Here is a 23697-nt window from a genome sequence, read left to right on the forward strand (position 1 = left end):
AACGCTTTACAGCTTTTTAAAGGCTTGGTCGACATTGAATGCCGAGGAGGTGACATAAGCTTCCATCTGGCCAACTTTTGCTTCCATCGCGTTAAACTCGCGATCCAGATCCGCAATCAGTTGGCTCGCCGGCTTTCCCGATTGCCACGCCTTTTGTTTCACCTGGTGTTCAGGCTGCGGTGTCGCATCGGGTTGTGCATCAGGCTGGATCGGCTTTTTATCGAGGATCAACATCGCAGCGATATACGCGACAATCACAAAAAAGCCAAAACCAATCAGAAACGCAGAAACCGTCAAGATACGTACTAGCCAAGTTTCCATGCCAAAGTAATTGGCAATGCCAGCGCACACACCGCCAATGCGTCCATTTTCCGGGTCACGATACAGGGTTTGACTCATGCGCGTTGCCTCCATTGGGGTGCTTCAGCATCGAGCAAACGCTCGAGGTTATCGACACGGGTCTGCAGCTTTTCAGCGCGCTGCGCGAGTGATTGCAGCGTTTCATAATCTTGTCCACTCAAGCCTTGCCCAATTTGACGCTTACTACGATAGTGCAGCATCAGCCACAACGGGGCGACGAATAGCAAGAAAATCGCCAGTGGTATGCCTAAAAAGAATGATGACATGTTCGCTCCTATCGTGGTTGTTATTGCTTATCGTTCATTTTGGCTTTTAATGCAGCCAACTCTTTTTCAATTTCATCTTGAGCTTGCAGATCGGCAAACTCATCTTCAAGTCGCTTACCTTTGCCCATTTGATAGCTGTCTGCTTCYGCTTCTAGTTCGTCAATACGACGCTCATATTGTTCAAATTTTGCCATTGCCTCATCAGCACGGCCACTTCCTAAGTGGCGACGCACGTCACGACGATTTCCGGCGGTTTCACGTCGAATAGCCAGTGACTGCTGACGCGCGCGGGTATCCGTCAGTTTGGTCTCAAGGGCAGCAATTTCACCACTCAGCTTATCGACACTTTCTTCGATTAAGCTTAACTCTTCTTCCAGCGCGACTTTGATATCATGCGCTTTTTGTTTTTCGATTAATGCCGCGCGCGCCAAATCTTCCCGATCTTTTTGCAGCGCCAAGGAGGCTTTATCTTGCCATTCTCGGAGCTGGCGATTGACGTTTTCAATCTTACGCGCCACTTCTTTTTTATCCGCCAGCGCTTTCGCGGACGATGTGCGTACTTCGACCAGCGTGTCTTCCATCTCTTGAATAATAAGACGGATCATTTTTTGTGGATCCTCTGCCTTATCTAACAGCGAATTGACGTTAGCATTTACGATGTCGGCGAAACGAGAAAAAATACCCATCATAGACTCCTTAATAATGCACCAAAGCAGCAGATTACATGCTCATTGTGCCGGATTAGTCTGAGCGTCATCACTCAGCCATAGTTTGCTAGCCAATGTATAATCAACTTACGTGCCAACTTTTTAATCCTTACATTTCAAAGACTTAAAATTTATTGCATCCTACCACCAAACGCGCCATGATGAATAAAACCACTATTTAGTAAAAATCGCCATGCGTGAACAAGACAATTTAATCGGAGAATCCGATCGCTTTTTAGCCGTGTTGGACCACGTCTCGCGGCTCGCGCCATTAAATCGTCCCGTGCTGATCCTTGGCGAACGCGGGACTGGCAAGGAGCTGATTGCTCAACGCTTGCACTACTTATCACACCGCTGGTCTCAGCCCCTCGTCAGTTTAAATTGCGCCGCATTAAGTGAAGGCCTGATCGATTCTGAGCTGTTTGGTCACGAAGCGGGAGCCTTCACTAGCGCCAAAGGGCGTCATGCGGGTCGCTTTGAGCGTGCCGAAGGTGGCACCTTATTTTTAGATGAAGTCGGCACCGCCCCCTTGGGTGTGCAAGAAAAGCTCCTTCGCGTTATTGAGTATGGCGAATATGAGCGTGTGGGAGGATCGCAGCCCAAGCAGGCGGACGTGCGCTTGATTTGTGCCACCAATGAAGATCTTCCCGCGATGGCTACCCGTGGGAACTTCCGGCCTGATCTGTTAGACCGCCTCGCATTTGATGTGGTCCATTTGCCGCCACTACGTGAGCGGCGACAAGATATCTTATTACTCGCCGAGCATTTTGCTCTAAAAATGGCGGTTGAGTTAGGCTATAGCTACTTCGCCGGTTTTTCTGCCCAAGCCCAAGCGCAACTACTTGCCCACCCTTGGCCTGGTAATGTACGCGAGCTTAAAAACAGTGTGGAGCGCGCCTTGTATCGCCACAATGATCCCGATACGCCGGTTGAATCACTGTGTCTGGACCCGTTCACGCCACCTTGGCAAGCCGAGATAACCTCACCACCTCAGACCAATTCTGCGGTCGACAACCAAGGAGAGACGCTCCCTGCGTTACCGGTAGATTTGCGGGAGTGGCAAACCGAGATGGAAAAGGCCATGCTGATGGCGGCGATGACACAGGCCAAATATCATCAAAGAAAAGCCGCGCAGTTACTCGGCCTCAGCTACCATCAACTCAGGGGGCTGTTACGGAAACACAATGTGGGCAACGACGAACAATGATGTAAGCCAATACGTACATCACTGGGAAAATGATACGCGACATTGCCCTTACTTTGCTTGGTGGTAAGGCCGTTTCGGTGGTAGATTACGGGGTTTACTTTGATAGCTGATTTCACTTGGTTTATGCGCGTTTTCATCCAATTTTTGATCCTTGGGGTCAGCGGCTTGATCCTCGCAGGCTGTGATGCCTCCACGGACCAACGTGCGGCCGACAATCGTGGCTTTGTTTTTTGTGGCCCGGGCCAGCCCACCACGTTTAACCCTCAATTGACCGACGGCGGCCTCACGGCCGATACCTTATCGAGCCAGCTTTACGATCGCCTTTTGCGTCTAAACCCTAAGACGTATCAGCCCGAACCCATGTTGGCGAAAAGCTGGGAAGTCAGCGAGGACGGTAAAACCTACACGTTCTCTCTGCGACGGGGCGTTGCGTTTCATCGCAGTGTGCAGTTTACGCCGTCACGCTACCTCAACGCTGATGATGTGGTCTTTTCATTTCGCCGTCTCATCGACAACAATCACCCTTACCATCCTGTCTCCGGTGGCCAGTACCCTTGGTTTGATAGCATGGACTTCTCGGGGTTATTGACAGACGTAAAAGCCTTGGATACTTATCAAGTTCAATTTACGCTCTCACGCCCTGATGTGTCTTTTTTATCCACTTTGGCGACCAACTTTTCGGTGATCCTCTCGAAAGAGTATGCGGATCAACTTCTTACTGCTGGCACCCCAGAAAAGCTAGATACCTATCCGGTCGGTACTGGCCCATTTGCACTGGCAGAGTTTCAACCACGCGAATTTATTCGCTTGCGTCGCCATTGGCAGTATTGGCAGGGCCCAGCACCCATGGAGCAGGTGGTATTTGACGTCTCAACGCGTGGCACAGGCACCTTAGCAAAAATGCTGACTGGTGAGTGCGATGTGCTCGCCTCGCCGGTTGCCAGTCAATTGCCTGTGGTCGTCGATGACAAGCGTTTTCATTTGTCATCTCAAACCGGCATGAATGTCGCCTTTATCTCCTTGAATACGCGCCACCCGGCTTTGTCTGAAGTAGAAGTGCGTCAAGCGATTAACCTTGCCATTGATCGCAATGCCCTGCTCAGCTCGGTGTATTACGGCACAGGCGCTCCGGCTACCAGTTTGCTACCGCCCATGTCGTGGGCTTACGATCCCAACAGCCAAACCGAATACAACCCTAAACYGGCCGCCGCACTCCTTGCTAAAGCGGGCTATCGCCAAGGTTTTAGCGTTGATTTGACCGTGCCAATGAAACCCACCGCTTTTAACCCGAGCCCGCGAAAAACGGCGGAACTGATTCAAGCCGATTTAGGGGCGATTGGTATTCGCGTCAATATCATTCCGGAGAAAACAGTCAATCGTGTGGCTATTCGCGAAGGCGATGATGCGCACGACATGGTGCTGACCGGCTGGGTGGCAGACAATGGCGATCCGGACACCTTTTTGCGTCCACTACTGACATGCAATGCAAAGTTTACTGGCTGGAATATGTCAAACTGGTGCAACCGCTACTTTGATCAAAAACTCAATGAAGCGATTGCGACGGAAGATACCGAGGCGCGCAAAGCCTTGTATATCGAAGCACAAACCATTTTAAATCGTCGTATGCCCGTCGTGCCTTTGGCGCATGGCATTCAACATCAAGTGCGTGACGCGAGCCTAAAAGGCTTAACCATGACGCCGTTTGGCACCGACAGCTTTGCTGACGTATCTCGGGGGCGCTAATGCTGATTTATACCTTACGACGCCTCAACCTTTTCCTAATCACCTTGGTGATCCTAACTTTGGTTGGCTACAACATTATGCTGTTGGCGCCTGACTCGGTATGGCATGGTTTTGATTACTGGATTGGCTGGTTGTATTACCTGCGCCAATTAGTGGAGGGGCATTTAGGCATGGCCGCCAACGGCGAGCCGGTAATGGTCACCCTTGCGCATGTCGCTCCAGCCACCTTGGAGCTATGCCTCGCCGCATTGGTGATAAGCTTTGTGGTTGGCGTGCCACTCGGCACCTTAGCGGGCCTGCGTAGTCAAGGGCCAACAGATAAGCTGATCTCCTCGCTCGCGGTGGTGGTTTTTTCAATTCCCACCTTCTGGCTAGCCATTTTATTTATCATGCTGTTTTCGCTCGATTTACAGTGGTTTCCTGTTTCTGGGCGCTATAACCTGTTGTATGAGATCCCTCATATTACCGGTTTTGCGTTGGTGGATTTATGGCTGTCGGATTTACCGCTTCAGGGCAAAGTCGCCACTGACATCATGCGCCATCTCGCCTTGCCCACGCTGACGCTGGCGGTGGTGCCCACCACGGAAATCATCAAAATGGTGCGCAACTCCATGGCACATGTGATGAGCCAAAATTACATCAAAGCCGCCGCGACTAAGGGCCTGTCTAAAACCGAGATCGTGTTGCGTCATGGCATGAAAAACGCCATTCCACCGATTATTCCTAATTTTGGTTTATTGGTATCAACCATGGTCACCTTCGTGATCATTGTGGAATCGGTATTTAACTGGCCGGGCATTGGTCGTTGGCTATTAGATGCCCTGATCGCAAAAGACTACGCGTCTGTTCAAGCCGGTGTCCTCGTGATTGGTGGCTTTGTGTTACTGATAAATATCATTTCAGATGTTGTGGGTGCGTTTATGAACCCTCTGGTAAGGAAGGAATGGTATGCCCTCAAATAATGTCTATGTCGAGCAGCATATTCCCACCCAGCTCGAGCGATCGTGGGCGGCATTTCGTCGTAACAAGCTGGCCGTGATTGGTTTTTGGTGCCTGGTCGGCTTGATCTTGGTGACTATATTCGCCCCCTTATTAGCGCCTTGGAGCCCACAGCATCAAACCGGTCATCTGTTGATGGCGCCGTCTTGGGTGCAGTCGGGTCAAATCGAATACTTCTTGGGCACAGACGATCTAACCCGCGATATGCTTTCTCGCCTGATCGCCGGCTCACGCTTAACCTTTGGCTATGCATTAATGGTGGCAATTGGCGCGGGCATTGTCGGTGTGGGCATTGGGGTGCTGGCCGGCATGACGAAGGGGCTAAAGTCGAGCTTTTTGAACCATATTCTCGACAGCATCCTCTCGATTCCTTCGCTGTTGCTTGCCATCATTGTGGTCGCCTTTTTAGGGGTGGGAGAAATGCAGGTGCTACTTGCAGTCTGGCTCTCTTTGATCCCTCGTATTATTCGTGCGGTGTATACCGCAGTACACAATGAGATAGAGAAAGACTACATCATTGCCGCGCGCCTTGATGGTGCCAACGATTTTTATCTGCTCTATCACTCCATTTTCCCGAATATGGCGGTGGTGCTGAGCACTGAAATGACCCGAGCAATTTCCGTCGCCATTCTTGATATTGCAGCATTGGGCTTTTTGGGCCTCGGCGCCCAGCCACCCGCACCGGAATGGGGTGCGATGTTGGGTGATTCGGTCGAACTCATTTTTACCGCGCCTTGGACAGTTACACTCCCGGGAATGGCCATTGCGTTTAGCGTTTTGGTTGTTAACCTTGTTGGTGAAGGGGTCAGCCAAGCTATCAACGCAGGAACAGAATAATGCCGTTATTAGATATTCGTCACCTGACCATTGAAATCGACACCCCGCAAGGGATGGTGAAAGCGGTTGACCGTATGAGCCTAACCATCAATGACGGAGAGATCCGTGGCTTAGTGGGAGAGTCTGGCTCAGGAAAAAGTTTGGTCGCCAAAGCCATTTGTGGGGTTACCAAAGATAGCTGGCATGTGAGCGCCGACCGGTTACGATTAGGTAATATCGATTTACTTGAGCTTCCAGCACGAGAACGTCGTCATGTGGTCGGTAAAGACATTGCGATGATCTTTCAAGAGCCCTCGACCTGTTTAGACCCCTCTGAGGTCGTCGGGCATCAGCTGGAAGAGGCCATTCCGCCTGCCTCGTTTTCAGGTAGCTGGTGGCAACGTTTAAACTGGCGCAAACAGCACTCGATTGCCTTATTGCACAAAGTGGGCATCAAAGATCATAAACGGGTGATGGACAGCTATCCGTATGAGCTCACCGATGGGGAATGCCAGAAAGTGATGATTGCGATGGCGATTGSCAACCGCCCTCGCCTGTTGATCGCTGATGAGCCAACTAACGACCTCGATCCTATCACTCAATCGCAGATTTTCCGGTTACTCAGTCGCACCAATCAGCTTTCTAACACCACCATTTTGCTGATCAGTCACGACTTAACCTTAGTAACACAGTGGGCGGATCGTATTACCGTGATGTATTGCGGCCAATCGGTTGAATCAGGCAACCGTGAGCAAATACTTACCACGCCGCATCATCCCTACACGGATGCTTTGCTGCGTGCGATGCCCGATTTCAGCCAAGATATTCCCCATAAAAGTAAATTGGAAACATTACCGGGCTCGATTCCTCCGTTACAGCACTTACCGATTGGTTGTCGCTTGGGACCTCGGTGCCCTTATGCGCAACGTAAATGTGTTGAAGTGCCGCATACACAGAAAATCAAAAACCATAAGTTTGCCTGCCACTTCCCATTGAATATGGAGAATAAAAATGACCGCTCTTCTTGAAGTCGACGGGTTAAGCAAAGATTATTACCACCGCACTGGCTGGCTAAGAAAACGCGTCACCCATGCGGTGAAGCCCGTTTCTTTCCAGCTAGAAGTCGGCGAAACTATCGCTTTTGTGGGGGAAAATGGCTCGGGAAAATCGACCCTAGCACGTATGATTGCAGGCGTGATCGAACCAACATCGGGGCAGATTCGGGTCAATGGTGAAGAGCTGACGTTCAAAGATTACCAAACCCGCTGCAAGCTCATTCGCATGATCTTTCAAGATCCCAATACCTCACTCAATCCAAGAAACCAGATCGGGCAAATTCTTGAAGGACCGCTGAAACGAAATACCAATATGACGCCGCAAGAGCGAGGCAAGCGCGTTAAAGACACCCTGCTGCGGGTTGGTCTGTTACCTGAGCATGCCTACTTTTACCCGCAAATGCTCGCAACGGGGCAAAAGCAGCGCGTGTCGCTGGCACGTGCGTTAATCTTGCAACCGAGTGTGATTGTGGCCGATGAAGCCTTGAACGGGTTAGATATGTCAATGCGCTCACAGATCATCAACTTGCTACTCGAGCTCCAAGAAGAGATGGGACTGTCCTATGTTTACGTGTCTCAACATATGGGCGTGATTAAGCATGTCACCGACAAGGTGATGGTGATGCAAAAAGGGGAAGTGGTCGAATCAGGTAGCACAGAGTCCTTATTCGCCAATCCTCAGCATACATTGACCCAGCGTCTGATCGACAGCCACTTTACTGCGCCCATCCTCGATAGACGCTCGCGTAAATCTGCGTCGACGCGTACCTAGCCTTATCGCTGATCCAGTCACGATAAAGGCCACACATGTGGCCTTTATTATCTCAAGCAGTTTTGCGCCTGATGTTACGCTAAATTTTGATTGATTTGTGCAAGGACGGCCGCCGGGTCATCGGCTTGTGTAATCGGACGCCCAATCACTAAGTAGTCGGAACCCGCTGCAACAGCTTGTTCTGGGGTCATAATTCGGCGCTGATCACCAGCCGCACTGCCCACCGGTCGGATCCCGGGCGTCACCAACTTAAAGGCATCGCCACACTGGGCTTTCAGCAAACTGGCTTCTTGCGCTGAACACACCACACCATCCAACCCCGACTGTTGCGTCAGCTTGGCAAGGTGCTGTACCTGCGCTTGTGGTGAGCGTTGTACCCCACTTTGGCGCAAATCCGCGTCCGTCATGCTGGTCAATACGGTAACGCCGATAAGCAATGGACGGTTGCCGCCATATGGCTCAAGCGCCTCACGTGCTGCGCTCATCATCCGCTCACCGCCTGAGGCATGAACGTTCACCATCCATACCCCTAGCTCTGCCGCGGCCGCAACCGCTTTCGCACACGTGTTCGGAATATCGTGAAACTTCAGGTCAAGAAAGACATCATGACCGTATGCGTGTAATTGTTTAACCAATGCAGGCCCAAATAAGGTGAACATTTCTTTGCCCACTTTTAAACGACACGAGCCCGGCTCAATTTTATCCACAAAGGCCAATGCTTGATTCATGTCTGCATAATCTAAGGCGACGATGACTTTCGGGTCTTGCATTATTGCTCCTGATTCCTTCACAAGGTTGTTATTCTCGCACTCCGCGTGCTCCCCAGCTGTCGCAGCCATTCGCGGTGACAGCAAGATAAAAAAACGGCGATGCCACTGCATCGCCATTATTCCCCATCCAAGCCCCGAATTGGCTTAATCGCTCCCCAGTTTTTACATGAGGGGCACTGCCAATAAAGCGCATGGGTGGAAAAGCCACACTTACGACAACGGTAATGCGGCTTAACTTTAATCTGTTCTGCAACAAGGTCTTTGAGGGTATTGAGGCTGGCTTTCGCGCGCCCCTCTTCCGCCTGTTCCACATGGTATTCCATCAGCTTGTGGAAACCACGCATGGTCGGGTTACGGGTTAGTTGGCGGGTCAGGAAGCTTTGTGCCATCGCGAGGTTCTCATTGGCACTGATCACCTCTGAAAGCATCAGTTCAGCGCTGACGCCGGCTTTTTTCTCAATACATTCTTTTAAGAAACGGACAAGCTGCATTTCGCGTCCCAAGGCGCGATAACTTTGCGCGAGAAGCGGTAAAGCCTCGCTGACAAAATCAGCATCTTGCTCGAGAATGTTTTCCAGCTGCTTAATCGCCCCTTTATAGTCCTCGTGCTGAATATCAAGCTTGGCTAGCATCAGGCTGGCTCTGACACAGCCTTTATCATAGGACAGGGCGCGACGTAGCAGTTGACGGGCTTTGTGCTCATTCCCCTCACCCATCTGCTGCATCGCCAACTCACAGTGAAAATGAGCAATGTCTTTACGCAGTTTGCTCTTACCCAATTTAACCAGTTTGGCCGCGGTGTCTATCGCTTGTTCCCACTCACGTGTTTGCTGGAAAATCGCCAAAAGCTGTTGCAGCGCAAACTCTTTGTAGTCAGGCTCATCGACCAATTTGACAAAGATTTTCTCTGCGCGGTCGAAAAAGCCCGCTACCATGTAGTCTTTCGCCAACTGTTGCATGGCGAGATTACGTTGGTCGAGGGTCAGATTAGGACGAGCAATGAGGTTTTGGTGAATGCGGATCGCTCTGTCGACTTCGCCGCGAGAGCGAAACAAGTTGCCCAACGCGAGGTGAGTATCAATCGTTTCATTATCGACTTGGAGCAGTTCAATAAAGAGATCGACCGCTTTATCCGACTGCTCAGACAGCAGTAGATTGAGTCCCGTGACATACTGACGAGACAGATGATGTGACTGTTCTTGCCGTCGATGACGAGCATTCCTGTTACCCATATACCAGCCGTAACCGGCCGCTATTGGCAATAACAGAAACAACAGCTCTAGCATGAATTAATGTTCCTTAAGCGGGTCCGTACGCAATTTATCAAGTTCTTTGCGTTGTTTCTCTACCTGCTTACGCAATCCTCGCGCCGTTAAGCGCGCTTTGAGGTACAGCGCTCCACATACCAGCCAGCCTATGCCAAAGCCAATGACAAAGACAATGCCCAAGATGACTGACAGCTTAAATTCACCTTGCGCGATAAGATAGTTAAAGTTAATCACTTCTTGGTTTTGCGCTCCCAGCGCCAAGGTGATCAAAAAGCATAACACCAGAAACAGAATGCCGAGTATTTTCACAAGTATTCCCTCATTGCGAAAGGCCTAGCGCCCCATCAATCATGATAAACCTGCCAGATGCGAGGCATCTGTCACTGTGATAGTTCCTGTGAGTTAAGCCAAGCTGCGCACCGTATTAAAGGTGTGCTTATATCAAGGCGTAACATCCGGCGCCTGACCTTGTGATGACTGGTACGAGATCTTACACAGGAGGTATGATTATGCAGGAAATTCATCACGCAAGCTATGATCGATAGACATAAAAAAACGGCACACCTACAGCATGCCGTTTTTTTCAGCGCACATCGCTTAACTGTAAATGTTAACGCGATCGCGAAGTTCCTTACCCGGTTTAAAATGCGGAACGTACTTACCGTCCAATTCCACTTTTTCGCCCGTTTTAGGATTACGCCCCACACGAGGCGCACGATAATGCAGTGAGAAACTACCAAAACCACGGATCTCGATGCGGTCACCGCTCTCGAGTGTGGTCGCCATGTGCTCAAGGATTTCCTTGATGGCATCCTCTACCTGCTTTGCAGATAGATGGGTTTGCTGACTACAGAGCCTTTCAATCAACTCAGATTTGGTCATAAACACCCCGCTTTAGTATGTTTCTCAACAGTATAAATGCAGAGAGGGAAAATTTCCCCCTCTTATTGTGCATTATTCGCTCTTCGCTGCTTTGAACGCGTCAGCCATAGCGTTACCGAACGCGCCTTCTTCGGCTTTGTTCAGGCTAGCCATTGCTTCTTGCTCGTCAGCTTCGTCTTTCAGACGTACAGACAGGTTCAGAACGCGGTTCTTACGGTCAACACCGGTGAACTTCGCTTCAACACTGTCACCAACAGCAAGTACTTGAGTCGCGTCTTCAACACGATCACGAGCCGCTTCAGAAGCGCGCAGGTAACCTTCAACACCTTCTGCTAGCTCAACAGTTGCGCCTTTCGCGTCAACAGCAGTCACTGTACCGTTAACGATAGCACCTTTTTTGTTGGCTGCCAGGTAGTTGTTGAATGGGTCTTCTTCCATTTGTTTGATGCCCAGTGAGATACGCTCACGCTCAGCATCAACCTGAAGAACCACTGCAGAGATCTCGTCACCTTTCTTGTATTCGCGAACGGCTTCTTCGCCAGCCACGTTCCAAGAGATGTCAGACAGGTGAACCAGACCGTCGATGCCGCCGTCTAGACCGATGAAGATACCGAAGTCAGTGATTGACTTGATCTTACCAGTTACACGATCGCCTTTGTTCTGAGTTTCAGCGAATTGCTGCCATGGGTTGGCTTTACACTGTTTCAGACCTAGGCTGATGCGACGACGCTCTTCGTCGATGTCCAGAACCATAACTTCAACTTCGTCACCCACGTTAACCACTTTAGATGGGTGGATGTTTTTGTTGGTCCAGTCCATTTCAGACACGTGTACCAGACCTTCAACGCCTTCTTCGATTTCAACGAAGCAGCCGTAGTCAGTTAGGTTGGTTACGCGACCAGTCAGCTTGTGACCTTCTGGGTAACGGTTAGCAATTGCTACCCATGGATCTTCACCCAGTTGCTTCAGGCCTAGTGATACGCGAGTGCGCTCACGGTCAAACTTCAGAACTTTAACGTTGATTTCGTCACCAACATTAACGATTTCTGATGGGTGCTTAACGCGCTTCCACGCCATGTCAGTGATGTGAAGCAGGCCGTCAACGCCGCCCAGATCAACGAACGCACCGTAGTCAGTCAGGTTCTTAACGATACCTTTAACTTCCATGCCTTCTTGCAGAGAAGCTAGCAGCTCGTCACGCTCAACGCTGTTTTCTGACTCGATAACCGCACGACGAGAAACAACAACGTTGTTGCGCTTCTGGTCAAGCTTGATTACTTTGAACTCGAGCTCTTTGCCTTCCAGGTGAGAAGTGTCACGTACTGGACGAACGTCAACCAGTGAACCCGGTAGGAACGCACGGATGCCGTTCAGTTCTACGGTGAAACCACCTTTCACTTTACCGTTGATGATACCCATCACGGTTTCAGCTTCTTCGTACGCTTTCTCTAGCTGGATCCAAGCTTCGTGACGCTTAGCTTTCTCACGAGAAAGCTGAGTTTCACCGAAACCGTCTTCCACTGCGTCCAGGGCTACGTCTACTTGACCGCCAACTTCAATTTCAAGTTCGCCAGCAGCGTTCTTGAATTGGTCAGCTGGGATAGCAGATTCAGATTTCAGGCCTGCGTCAACCAGAACGAAACCGTTCTCGATAGCAACAACAGTACCCTTAACAATAGAACCTGGGCGAGTTTCGATTTCTTTTAGAGACTCTTCAAAGAGTTGAGCAAAAGATTCAGTCATTATATTTAAATCTTCAATTTGATAAACGTCCACGGGTATCCTACCGCATGGGGTTGTTAAATATGTTAGCCATCATCCTTGCAGCTAACGGTTATAGACTGCTTATGCAGCCGATAATTTGCTTTCAATAAACGCCAGCGCTTGCTCGATCACCTCGTCAATTGACAGTGAGGTTGAATCTAGCACCAATGCATCTGGCGCGGGGCGTAATGGCGCCACCGCTCGGTTGCGGTCACGGTCATCACGCTCTTGAATTTCACTTAAAAGGCGGTCAAAGGTAACATTAACCCCCTTTTCTTGCAACTGCTGCTGACGGCGGCGGGCACGCTCTTGTGCACTGGCATCTAAGAATATTTTCACTTCGGCCTGCGGAAAGACTACGGTGCCCATATCACGGCCATCAGCAATCAATCCCGGCTCGCCGGCAAACGCGCGTTGACGACGCAACAATGCTTCACGCACACGCGGTAACGCGGCAACTTTTGACGCCTGATTGCCGACTTGTTCGGTACGTAGCGTCGCGGAAACGTCTTCGCCTTCCAGAATCACTTTTACCAGCTCACCTTCAGCGATGAACTGTACATCTAGGTTAGCAGCCAATGGCACTAATGCATCTTCTGAGGTGGTGTCCACATCATGGTGAATCGCAGCCAATGCCAATACACGGTATATCGCGCCAGAATCCAACAAATGCCACTGCAGTTTTTCTGCCAGTCGCATACATAAGGTTCCTTTTCCAGCACCACTTGGGCCATCTACTGTAATAACAGGCGCCTGTGTCGGCATAAATCTCTCCACATTTGGTTGAGTGCGTCGACGTTGCGCTATCCAAGCGCCCTCATACAAAGGGAAGCAACGCCGATAAATCGGCGCTTATTATAGAAGAAAGCGAGGAGGAAATCACCGCCACCGTCAGTTTATCCGTACGTATGGCGGTGGGATATTCAAGACTGACTAATGGCCGCGAGTTTTTCAAAGTAGTCTGGGAACGTTTTTGACGTACAACCCGGGTCATTAATGGTAACTGGCGTGTCGCTCAACGCCACCAGCGAGAAGCACATCGCCATCCGGTGATCGTCATAGGTATCGATCGCCGCATGAGTGAGCTGCTGAGGCGGTTCAATGTAAAGGTAATCATCTCCCTCTTCGACCACCGCCCCAACTTTTTTCAACTCGGTTGCCATCGCATGTAAGCGATCGGTTTCTTTTACTCGCCAATTGTAAACGTTACGAATACGCGAGGGGCCTTTGGCAAACAGCGCCGCTACCCCAATAGTCATGGCCGCGTCAGGAATGTGGTTGAAGTCCATGTCCACACCATGAAGCTTTCCTTTGCGTGCAATGACGTAATCATCACCCCACTCGATGTCAGCGCCCATTGCCGCTAACGCATCGGCAAATTGGATATCACCTTGCACACTATGACGACCAATACCGGTGACCTTCACGGCACCGCCTTTAATGGCCGCGGCCGCGAGGAAGTAAGAAGCCGATGACGCATCGCCTTCTACCATCAGGTGACCTGGCGATTGATAACGTTGCCCCGCCGGAACCACAAACCGCTGATAGTTATCGTTATGTACCTCGACGCCAAACTGGGCCATGATCGCCAAGGTAATATCAATGTAGGGTTTCGATACCAAGTCGCCTTTAATGGTGATCCGTGTTTCTTCACGCGCTAACGGCGCGGCCATCAACAGGGCGGTTAAGAATTGGCTAGAAATACTGCCATCGATACTGACATCGCCGCCAGCGAGCCCCGTGCCTTTAATATGTAATGGTGGGTAGCCCTCGCTCTCTAAATAGCGAACCTCTGCCCCTATGGCATTGAGTGCCTCGACAAGGTGGCCAATGGGACGCTCTTTCATGCGCGGCTCACCGGTTAGAGTGATCTCGCCTTCACCCAAACACAGCGCGGCCGTTAATGGACGCATGGCCGTACCGGCATTACCTAAAAACAGTTCCAGTGGCGCTTGGGTATGAAAGGCGTGTCCCAACCCTTCCACAACACACTCAGTGCGATCGTCAGACAGCTGATAAGACACGCCTAAGTCAGTAAATGCATTGAGCATATGACGCACATCATCACTGTTGAGCAGGTTGGTTAAGCGCGTCGTACCGGATGCTAGCGCGGCCAGCAGTAAAGCGCGATTAGATACACTCTTTGAGCCGGGAAGGTTAATGTGACCATCGATATGAGAGATCGGGGAAAGTGTCAGTTGCTCCATTCTGGTTTAATTTCCGTGATGCTTTGTGCAACCAGAGTAACCAAAATACAAGCCATCTCACAATTATTATTTTTATCAAAGTAGAAACAAAAACGTCCCAGACGCAAAAAGCGGCTGGGACGCAAACCGTTTTACACCGCGTTAGGCGTATTTTTTCTCAAACTTCACCATGAAGTCGACTAATGCCTGAACCCCTTCAAGGGACATTGCATTATAGATTGACGCGCGCATTCCTCCGACATCTCGATGCCCTTTCAGCGCGTGCAGTCCATGCTCCATCGCTTCGGCGAGGAAGGTGTCGTCCAGCTCACTGTTAGCGAGTTGGAAAGGCACATTCATCAGTGAACGATTATCTGGGTGAACATCATTGCGATAGAAAGAAGAGTTGTCGATGCAATCGTACAACAGCGCCGCTTTTTGCTGATTGTGCGCATAAATGGCCTCAACGCCCCCTCTCTTTTTCAGCCATTTAAAGACTTCTGCCGCCAGATACCAAGCGAAGGTGGGTGGCGTATTGAACATGGACTCTTTATCGGCCAAGACTTTGTAGTTCAACACACTCGGCAACACATCTTTAGCAAGGTGTAATAAATCATCACGCACAATCACCAAGGTCAGCCCCGCCGGACCGATATTCTTCTGCGCCCCCGCATAGATCACGCCATACTTGGACACATCTATCGGGCGAGAGAGAATGTTCGATGACATATCTGCCACGATAGGTTTGTTGGTTTCCGGCAGATCCGTGATTTCAATCCCATCAATGGTTTCATTGGGGCAAAAATGCACATATGCGGCATCATCACTTAACAGCCACTCGTTCGCCGGCAGGATGGCGCGTTTACCATCACGCTCACGAGTCACATTGATCACATTGGGGGTGCAGTAGCGCTTGGCCTCTTTGACGGCACTCGTCGCCCAGTAACCGCCATCGACATAGTCAGCAATGGTGTTGTTACCCAGTAAGTTCATGGGTACCGCCGCAAACTGAGCGCGTGCGCCACCTTGGCAAAAGAGAATGTGATAATTGTCTGGGATCACCAGCAGCTCACGTAAATCTTGCTCTGATTGACGAGCAATGGCTAAAAACTCTTTACTGCGATGAGATATTTCCATCACCGAGGTGCCAAGACCGTTCCAATTGGTGAATTCTTTTTGTGCTTTTAGCATTACCTCGCGGGGAAGCATCGCGGGTCCGGCAGAAAAATTGTATACCTTGTCCATGTTGTGGAGGGGCTCCTGCTGTTTTTTATCTGCAAGACGTATCTCGCGTTATGACGAAGATACATCGTTAAAAGGCGTAGCTACTGATTTAACACGTTTGCATGGGCTTTGGAAATATAGCGCGTAAAAAAGGGCGCAGATCACTGCACCCTTTTATTGTTTTATGATTGCAACACGAGGACTTAAGCGTCTTGATCGCTATCCGTCTCACTCGGTGTGTCATCATTGTCCTCAGAGCTCGTCTCAGAGGCCGGTGCGTCACTGGTTGCATTGGCATTTGCCGCCGCTTCGTTAGCCAGTGCTTCCATTTCCTCTTCATCCGGCTCTTCGATACGCTGAAGGCCAACCACTTTTTCATCATCACTGACGCGGATCAGTCGTACGCCTTGGGTATTACGGCCCACTTGGCTAACTTCTTCCGCTCGAGTACGTACCAGCGTACCGGCGTTGGTGATTAACATCAGTTCATCACCGGTGCAGACCTGAATGGCACCAACAACGTCACCATTCCGCTCAGAGACTTTAATCGAGACCACACCCTTGGTTGCACGGCTCTTCGTTGGATATTCTTCCAGCGCCGTCCGTTTACCAAAGCCGTTCTCCGTCACCGTCAGGATGTCACCATCCGACTGCGGCACAATCAGGGAAACAACTTGGTCTTTCTCTGCGAGCTGAATCCCGCGGACACCTGCCGCGGTACGGCCCATTGCACGTACTGTCTCGTTAGACGCCACAAAGCGCACTACTTTACCGAATTGCGAGAACAGCATGACTTCGCTGTTATCATCGGTCAGCTGTGCCCCGATAAGGCTATCACCTTCACGCAGGTTCACAGCGATAATGCCCGCGCTACGTGGACGGCTAAAGTCAGTCAGCGGCGTTTTCTTCACGGTACCGTGTGCGGTTGCCATAAAGACGTATTTGTCTTCTGCATATTCGCGAACCGGCAGAATAGTGGTGATCCGCTCGTCGTCTTCCAATGGCAGCAAGTTAACGATCGGTTTACCGCGTGCGTTACGCGACGCATGTGGCAGTTGATACACTTTCAACCAGTACATGCGGCCACGTGTTGAGAAACACAAGATGGTGTCGTGCGTATTTGCGACCAACAGACGCTCAATGAAATCTTCATCTTTCATGCGCGTGGCTGATTTACCTTTACCACCGCGACGCTGCGCTTCATAGTCACTCAAGGCTTGATATTTCACATATCCCTCGTGTGACCATGTCACGATGACATCTTCTTCGTTGATCAGATCTTCGATATCAATGTCAGCGCTTGCCGCGGTGATCTCGGTCAGGCGCTTATCGCCATAACTATCACGAATCGCCTCAAGCTCTTCGCGGATCACTTCCATCAAACGCTCGGTGCTGGCCAAGATATGCATTAATTCAGCAATTTGTTCCAGCAGCGATTTGTATTCATCAAGGATCTTGTCGTGCTCGAGCCCAGTCAGCTTATGCAAACGTAAATCCAGAATCGCTTGCGCTTGTTGCTCAGTCAGATAGTAGGAACCGTCATCTCGTGCACCAAACTCAGGCGCTAACCACTCAGGGCGTGCGGAGTCAACACCCGCCGCTTCCAACATGGCAGACACGCCACCTAAGCTCCAGCCTTGTGCTTGTAGCTCTTGTTTGGCAACTGCTGGGGTCGGCGCTCGGCGAATAAGCTCGATCACTTCATCGATGTTAGCCAGCGCAACCGCTAGGCCTTCAAGGATGTGTGCACGCTCACGCGCTTTGCGTAATTCATACACAGTACGACGAGTGACCACTTCACGGCGGTGATTGACAAAACACTCCAACATCCCTTTGAGGTTGAAGAGTTTTGGCTGGTTGTTATCCAGCGCCACCATGTTGATACCAAACGACGTTTGCAACTGAGTCTGGGCATATAGGTTGTTGAGAACGACTTCTGCCACCGCGTCGCGGCGACATTCGATCACAATCCGCATCCCGTCTTTATCTGACTCGTCACGCAGCGCTGAAATGCCTTCAATTTTCTTATCTTTGACAAGCTCAGCAATCTTTTCAATCAGGCGCGCTTTGTTAACTTGATACGGGATCTCATTGACAACAATGGTTTCTTTACCATGTTTATCCGCTTCGATCTCCGCCTTCGCACGTAGATAGATTTTGCCTCGACCGGTCTTATAAGCATCTTCGATGCCTTTACGGCCGTTGATCATCGCCGCGGTCGGGAAATCAGGCCCCGGAATGTGCTCCATCAGCTCATCGATGGTGATATCTTCGTTATCGATATACGCCAGACAGCCGTTGATCACTTCGGTGATGTTATGAGGTGGGATGTTGGTTGCCATCCCCACCGCGATACCAGAAGCGCCATTCACTAACAAGTTAGGCACGCGCGTCGGTAATACATCAGGGATTTGCTCCGTACCGTCATAGTTAGGTACGTAGTCCACTGTTTCTTTGTCTAGATCCGCGAGGAGCTCATGGGCAATTTTTGCCATGCGCACTTCGGTGTAACGCATCGCCGCGGCCGAGTCACCATCAATGGAGCCAAAGTTACCTTGGCCATCCACCAACATATAACGCAGTGAGAAAGGCTGCGCCATACGAACAATAGTGTCGTAAACCGCGCTATCACCGTGTGGGTGGTATTTACCGATTACGTCACCGACCACACGGGCCGATTTTTTATATGGCTTGTTCCAGTCGTTGCCAAGTACATTCATCGCGAATAAAACGCGGCGGTGTACTGGCTTTAGGCCATCACGCACGTCAGGAAGAGCTCGGCCAACAATGACAGACATTGCATAGTCGAGATACGAGCTTTTCAGCTCCTCTTCGATATTGACTGGCGTGATCTCTTTAGCAAGATCGCTCATGGAGCCAACATCCCTCAAATAATGTTTGCGTATTCAAATACGTGACCACGGAGGATAACACAAAGCCACTCGCTAGACACGTGAATATGGCTAAGATGTATCATAGATCTCGTTAGAAAAGCCTCTCAACGCGTCTATGCGGGTAAAAACCCATCACTTCCGTGTCTGGCTATCAAGAATTAAAAATAAAAGCCCAGAAACGTCCTCAGCGCTTATTTACTTTTTCTATTTACCGTATAGCAGCGTCATCTTCACCCTTTATCGCTTCCTGTTTGCTGTCATTTCAGCCATCTTGGCCCATACTTAAATCGTGAGAACGCGTGACATACGACGCGTAGAAAGGATTGTTGTCGACACGTTCGACTAAGGAGTAGGCAGCATGCTGACTCGTATCGTGAATGCTATCGGAATGTGCTTGATTGCCGGTAAATACATGTTAGCGTGCATCATTGCTGTCAGTGCAATGATGACTGCAACCTTGTAACCACTATCACGCGGCCGGGCTGGCGAGCCGCGTTTATCGCTCACCGACACTTGGCGGGACCACTAAGCTCGCTTATCCTGCAGCGCCCTTTTGCGTGCCCAATACCACCAATTACACTTCCTTTGTTCCACGCGTTCCCGAGCTGCAACTACACAGCATTTGGGTATATAATGCAGCAAAACCAATAAGGAAGCTGTATTTATGAGCCACGTAGCTAACGTTGACCCGGCAGAAATTCAAAAGTTTGAAGACATGGCATCACGCTGGTGGGATTTGGAAGGTGAGTTTAAACCCCTCCACCAAATCAACCCGCYACGCTTGCAGTACGTGATAGAAAAAGCCGGCGGCCTGTTTGGTAAAAAGGTGTTAGACGTTGGCTGCGGCGGAGGCATTCTTGCCGAAAGCATGGCTCGCGAAGGCGCCGAGGTAACGGGACTAGATATGGGCAAAGAGCCGCTGACCGTTGCTCGCTTGCATGCGCTCGAATCCGGTATTGACGTACAATACATTCAGTCGACCGCGGAAGAACACGCGGACAGCTATGCAGGCCAGTACGATGTCGTGACCTGCATGGAGATGCTAGAACACGTGCCAGAACCTGCCTCAGTGATCCAAGCGTGTGCGAACATGGTCAAACCTGGCGGTCATGTTTTCTTTTCGACGCTGAACCGCAATACCAAGTCGTGGCTATTTGCTATCGTGGGCGCCGAGCACCTGCTCAAACTGGTTCCGAAAGGCACTCACGACCATCATAAGTTTATTCGTCCCTCTGAACTGATGGCGATGATTGATACCACTGCCCTCCAAGCGCGTGGTATGACCGGCTTACACTACAACCCATTAACCGGCATCTATAAGTTATCCAATGCCAATGTCGACGTGAATTATTTGCTCCACACCGTCAACCCCGCTTAAAAAGTTGAGGCTTTGTATGACCATCCCCGCAACGGTTTTGTTTGATCTCGATGGCACGCTGCTAGATACCGCACCGGATATGGGCACGGCCGCGAACCGCGTGCTTGCAGAGTACAATTTACCGCCCCTTAGCCAAGAGCAAATCTACCGCCATACCAGTTATGGGGCGCGCGGTTTACTGACCGCAGGATTTGGTGATAAGGCCAAAGAGCAAGATCCCATCGCCTTGCGGGCCCGTTTTCTACATCATTACGGCCAAGCGATTTGTTCGGGGACGACCTTGTACGAAGGTATCGAAGCACTCCTCGACTTGTTAGAACATCAGGCCATCTCGTGGGGCATTGTCACCAATAAACCTGAAGGGCTCACCCACCGGCTGTTAACCTTTTTCCCACGCCTGCAGCAGGCACAGGTTATTGTCGGGGCTGACACTTACGCACAAGCCAAGCCTCACCCATTGCCGCTTCTCGAGGCAGCAAAAACGCTTAATTGTGCACCAGAGCACTGCTTCTATGTCGGAGATATTGAAAATGACATGTTAGCCGCGCGGGCAGCCAATATGCGTGCCGCAGTCGCCGCGTGGGGATATACAGGTGGTGATGATGTAATCAGTAAATGGGAAGCAGATCATATTTTCGCCACCCCACACCATCTCAGTGCCTTTATTGGATCCTAATCACACCCCACAAACCGTGGGGTTTGTTGCCTTTTCAATCAGTTAAATCGGATCACTGTTCGAGCCCAAGATCAATCAAAATAAATTTTTTTTCTTGGCCTTTTTGCTGTTTCAACGATTGAAATTCTCGCTAATCTTGGCGCACTTGGAACGCTAGGTTGGTGATTACTAACTTGCGTTATAACATCCCCAAGATATCCACACCTCATCAGCGTGTCGCTCTCTTGCAATATCGCGGTTATATCACTATCTTGTAACGCATCGACAAGCCGACCCCTATATATAGTGTATGAGCGACGCAACGTCCGCATAGAGGCCGACCAAAAAATCATCAGGCATTTTATAAAATCTTGCAAAAATAGCAGTTTGGCAAGGAAATATTGGGAAAGCACACAAAATGAACCAAGAAATAACCGTACTTAAGCGTGATGGACGCAAAGAAAATTTAAACCTCGATAAAATCCATCGCGTTGTTACTTGGGCTGCAGAAGGCCTCACCAACGTCTCCGTTTCTCTCGTCGAGATGCGCTCTCACATCCAGTTTTACGATGGCATGCGTACTGAAGACATTCACGAGACGATCATCAAAGCTGCAGCGGACCTGATTTCAGAAGAAAGCCCAGACTATCAATACCTTGCTGCTCGCCTAGCGGTGTTCCACCTGCGTAAAAAAGCGTACGGACAGTTCGAGCCGCCCACGCTCGTGAAGCATGTGAAAAACATGGTTGAGAAGGGTAAATATGATGCCCACATTCTCGAAGACTACAGCGAAGACGAGCTCGACACCCTAGACAGCTATATCGACCACTGGCGCGATATGAACTTCTCATACGCAGCCGTTAAACAGCTGGAAGGCAAGTACTTGGTTCAAAACCGTGTGACCGGTGAAATCTACGAGAGCGCCCAGTTCCTGTATATGATGGTTGCTGCGTGCTTGTTCGCTGCCTATCCAAAAGAAACGCGCCTTGATTATATCCGTCGTTTCTATGATGCGGTTTCTCAGTTCAAGATCTCATTGCCTACGCCAATTATGTCTGGGGTACGCACACCAACGCGCCAGTTTAGCTCGTGTGTACTGATCGAGTGCGACGATAGCCTAGACTCGATCAACGCGACCTCTAGCGCCATTGTTCGCTATGTGTCTCAGCGTGCAGGTATTGGTATTAACGCCGGTCGTATCCGCGCGTTAGGCAGCCCAATTCGTGGTGGTGAAGCTTTCCACACGGGTTGTATTCCGTTTTATAAATATTTCCAAACGGCCGTTAAATGCTGTTCGCAAGGCGGCGTGCGCGGTGGTGCAGCCACCTTGTTCTACCCTATTTGGCACCGTGAAGTTGAATCCCTGCTGGTATTAAAAAATAACCGTGGTGTGGAAGAAAACCGTGTTCGTCACATGGATTACGGCGTGCAGATCAACAAACTGATGTACACCCGCCTGCTGAAAGGTGGCAACATCTCCTTGTTCTCGCCGTCTGATGTACCGGGACTGTATGATGCTTTCTTTGAAGACCAAGAGAAGTTTGAGCGTCTGTACACCCAGTATGAAGCGGATGCCTCTATTCAGCGTGAAACGGTCAAAGCTGTCGATCTTTTCTCTCTGATGATGCAAGAGCGCGCATCGACCGGCCGTATCTATATCCAAAATGTGGATCACTGTAATACGCACAGCCCATTCGATGCGTCTGTGGCACCAATTCGCCAGTCCAACCTGTGTTTGGAAATTGCACTGCCGACCAAGCCACTCAACAATGTTGAAGACGAAAACGGTGAAATTGCGCTGTGTACCCTCTCTGCATTTAACTTGGGTGCGCTGAAGTCACTGGACGAACTGAGCGAGCTGGCCGATCTAACCATTCGTGCGCTGGATGCCCTGCTTGATTATCAAGACTATCCACTGCCGGCAGCACGTAAAGCGACCATGAACCGTCGTACCTTGGGTGTCGGCGTGATCAACTTTGCTTACTATCTGGCGAAGCATGGCGTACGTTACTCCGATGGCAGCGCAAACGGTCTGACTCACCGTACCTTTGAGGCGATTCAGTATCACTTGCTTCGCGCCTCTGTTGAGCTTGCGAAAGAAAAAGGCGCGTGCCCTGCGTTTAACGAGACCACCTATTCGCAAGGTATTCTGCCAATTGATACCTACAAGAAAGATCTGGATGGTATCTGTGACGAGCCTCTGCACTTAGATTGGGAGACGCTGCGTAAAGACATTCAAACGCATGGCTTACGTAACTCAACATTGACCGCCTTGATGCCATCAGAGACGTCATCACAAATCTCCAATGCCACCAATGGTATTGAGCCACCTCGTGGTTACGTGTCGGTAAAAGCATCGAAGGACGGGATCCTCAAGCAGGTCGTGCCGGAATTCCATAAATACAAGAATAACTACGAGCTGCTCTGGAACATTGGTAGTAATGATGGCTACTTACAGTTAGTCGGTATCATGCAAAAATTCGTCGATCAGGCGATTTCCGCCAACACCAATTATGATCCGAGCCGTCATCAAAGTGGTAAAGTTCCAATGAACCAACTACTCAAAGACTTGCTCACCGCTTATAAACTCGGGGTTAAAACCCTGTACTATCACAACACCCGTGATGGTGCGAGCGATGGTCAATCGGATCTAAGCGCTGCGCAAGCAGAAGATGATTGCGCCGGCGGTGCATGTAAGATCTAACAAATTGGGGTAAGGGCCTGCCCAGCGGGCCCTTTTCTAGAGGTTAA

General features: G+C 50.3%; 21 protein-coding genes. 9 read left to right on the forward strand and 12 right to left on the reverse strand.

All coding sequences use genetic code 11. The features are described from left to right. Window positions 1–6: 6 nt before the first annotated feature. The 3 genes from pspC to pspA are packed head-to-tail and all read right to left on the reverse strand — an operon-like array spanning window position 7 to window position 1312. Window positions 7–399, reverse strand: coding sequence for an envelope stress response membrane protein PspC (pspC, locus tag BZJ19_RS11980; RefSeq protein WP_077480436.1), 393 nt, complete (start codon window positions 397–399; stop codon window positions 7–9). Continuing rightward, window positions 396–626, reverse strand: a complete 231-nt coding sequence (pspB, locus tag BZJ19_RS11985) for an envelope stress response membrane protein PspB (protein ID WP_069588893.1) — start codon at window positions 624–626, stop codon at window positions 396–398. Before pspB ends, pspC begins: the two co-directional genes overlap by 4 nt. Window positions 627–646: 20 nt before the next feature. Beyond that, window positions 647–1312: a phage shock protein PspA gene (gene pspA, locus BZJ19_RS11990; RefSeq protein WP_077675810.1), complete on the reverse strand. Its 666-nt coding sequence runs from the start codon at window positions 1310–1312 to the stop codon at window positions 647–649. A gap of 214 nt (window positions 1313–1526) precedes the next feature. Here pspA and pspF point away from each other — a divergent pair, with 214 nt between their 5' ends. The 6 genes from pspF to BZJ19_RS12020 all read left to right on the forward strand — a co-directional run bounded on the left by pspF (window position 1527) and on the right by BZJ19_RS12020 (window position 7925). After that, window positions 1527–2540, forward strand: coding sequence for a phage shock protein operon transcriptional activator (gene pspF / locus BZJ19_RS11995; RefSeq protein ID WP_077675811.1), 1014 nt, complete (start codon window positions 1527–1529; stop codon window positions 2538–2540). 123 nt (window positions 2541–2663) lie between these two features. Beyond that, window positions 2664–4283: an ABC transporter substrate-binding protein SapA gene (sapA, locus tag BZJ19_RS12000; RefSeq protein ID WP_077675812.1), complete on the forward strand. Its 1620-nt coding sequence runs from the start codon at window positions 2664–2666 to the stop codon at window positions 4281–4283. After that, window positions 4283–5245, forward strand: a complete 963-nt coding sequence (locus BZJ19_RS12005) for an ABC transporter permease (protein WP_069588888.1) — start codon at window positions 4283–4285, stop codon at window positions 5243–5245. The genes sapA and BZJ19_RS12005 overlap by 1 nt, the downstream gene beginning before the upstream one ends. Next, window positions 5232–6119 carry a putrescine export ABC transporter permease SapC gene (gene sapC, locus BZJ19_RS12010; RefSeq protein WP_069588887.1) on the forward strand — a complete coding sequence of 296 codons (888 nt, stop codon included), beginning with the start codon at window positions 5232–5234 and terminating at the stop codon, window positions 6117–6119. Before BZJ19_RS12005 ends, sapC begins: the two co-directional genes overlap by 14 nt. Beyond that, window positions 6119–7126, forward strand: coding sequence for a peptide ABC transporter ATP-binding protein (locus BZJ19_RS12015; protein WP_077675813.1), 1008 nt, complete (start codon window positions 6119–6121; stop codon window positions 7124–7126). The genes sapC and BZJ19_RS12015 overlap by 1 nt, the downstream gene beginning before the upstream one ends. Then, window positions 7110–7925, forward strand: coding sequence for a peptide ABC transporter ATP-binding protein (locus BZJ19_RS12020; RefSeq protein WP_077661705.1), 816 nt, complete (start codon window positions 7110–7112; stop codon window positions 7923–7925). Before BZJ19_RS12015 ends, BZJ19_RS12020 begins: the two co-directional genes overlap by 17 nt. A gap of 74 nt (window positions 7926–7999) precedes the next feature. Here BZJ19_RS12020 and pyrF read toward each other — a convergent pair whose 3' ends face one another. The 9 genes from pyrF to gyrA form a co-directional block, all read right to left on the reverse strand. Next, complete coding sequence (gene pyrF / locus BZJ19_RS12025; protein WP_077675814.1) at window positions 8000–8695, reverse strand: orotidine-5'-phosphate decarboxylase; 696 nt, start codon at window positions 8693–8695, stop codon at window positions 8000–8002. Between the two features lie 116 nt (window positions 8696–8811). Beyond that, a complete protein-coding gene (gene lapB, locus BZJ19_RS12030; protein ID WP_069588879.1) occupies window positions 8812–9981 on the reverse strand; it encodes a lipopolysaccharide assembly protein LapB in 1170 nt (389 codons plus the stop codon). 3 nt (window positions 9982–9984) lie between these two features. Beyond that, complete coding sequence (locus BZJ19_RS12035) at window positions 9985–10272, reverse strand: LapA family protein (protein ID WP_069588877.1); 288 nt, start codon at window positions 10270–10272, stop codon at window positions 9985–9987. A gap of 288 nt (window positions 10273–10560) precedes the next feature. Continuing rightward, window positions 10561–10845, reverse strand: coding sequence for an integration host factor subunit beta (ihfB, locus tag BZJ19_RS12040; protein ID WP_069588875.1), 285 nt, complete (start codon window positions 10843–10845; stop codon window positions 10561–10563). A 72-nt stretch (window positions 10846–10917) separates the two neighbouring features. Continuing rightward, on the reverse strand, window positions 10918–12588 hold the full coding sequence (gene rpsA / locus BZJ19_RS12045) for a 30S ribosomal protein S1 (protein WP_069588938.1): 1671 nt from the start codon (window positions 12586–12588) through the stop codon (window positions 10918–10920). 102 nt (window positions 12589–12690) lie between these two features. Next, on the reverse strand, window positions 12691–13374 hold the full coding sequence (cmk, locus tag BZJ19_RS12050) for a (d)CMP kinase (protein ID WP_069588873.1): 684 nt from the start codon (window positions 13372–13374) through the stop codon (window positions 12691–12693). 158 nt (window positions 13375–13532) lie between these two features. Then, entirely contained in the window at window positions 13533–14816 is a 1284-nt protein-coding gene (gene aroA / locus BZJ19_RS12055; RefSeq protein ID WP_077675815.1) for a 3-phosphoshikimate 1-carboxyvinyltransferase, read from the reverse strand. Window positions 14817–14957: 141 nt separating this feature from the next. Next, window positions 14958–16040: a 3-phosphoserine/phosphohydroxythreonine transaminase gene (serC, locus tag BZJ19_RS12060; RefSeq protein ID WP_077675816.1), complete on the reverse strand. Its 1083-nt coding sequence runs from the start codon at window positions 16038–16040 to the stop codon at window positions 14958–14960. Between the two features lie 182 nt (window positions 16041–16222). Beyond that, window positions 16223–18892, reverse strand: coding sequence for a DNA topoisomerase (ATP-hydrolyzing) subunit A (gene gyrA / locus BZJ19_RS12065; protein WP_077661708.1), 2670 nt, complete (start codon window positions 18890–18892; stop codon window positions 16223–16225). Window positions 18893–19577: 685 nt separating this feature from the next. Here gyrA and ubiG point away from each other — a divergent pair. The 3 genes from ubiG to nrdA all read left to right on the forward strand — a co-directional run bounded on the left by ubiG (window position 19578) and on the right by nrdA (window position 23650). Further along, the gene (gene ubiG / locus BZJ19_RS12070; protein WP_077675817.1) at window positions 19578–20291 is read left to right on the forward strand and encodes a bifunctional 2-polyprenyl-6-hydroxyphenol methylase/3-demethylubiquinol 3-O-methyltransferase UbiG; all 714 of its coding nucleotides are present in this window, start codon (window positions 19578–19580) and stop codon (window positions 20289–20291) included. Window positions 20292–20307: 16 nt separating this feature from the next. Further along, on the forward strand, window positions 20308–20967 hold the full coding sequence (gene gph / locus BZJ19_RS12075) for a phosphoglycolate phosphatase (RefSeq protein ID WP_077675818.1): 660 nt from the start codon (window positions 20308–20310) through the stop codon (window positions 20965–20967). Between the two features lie 397 nt (window positions 20968–21364). Then, window positions 21365–23650 (forward strand): class 1a ribonucleoside-diphosphate reductase subunit alpha, encoded by a 2286-nt coding sequence (gene nrdA, locus BZJ19_RS12080; RefSeq protein WP_077675819.1) that lies wholly within the window; start codon window positions 21365–21367, stop codon window positions 23648–23650. Window positions 23651–23697: the final 47 nt, after the last annotated feature.

Source organism: Salinivibrio proteolyticus (genome assembly GCF_001996165.1).
Taxonomy (GTDB): domain Bacteria; phylum Pseudomonadota; class Gammaproteobacteria; order Enterobacterales; family Vibrionaceae; genus Salinivibrio; species Salinivibrio proteolyticus.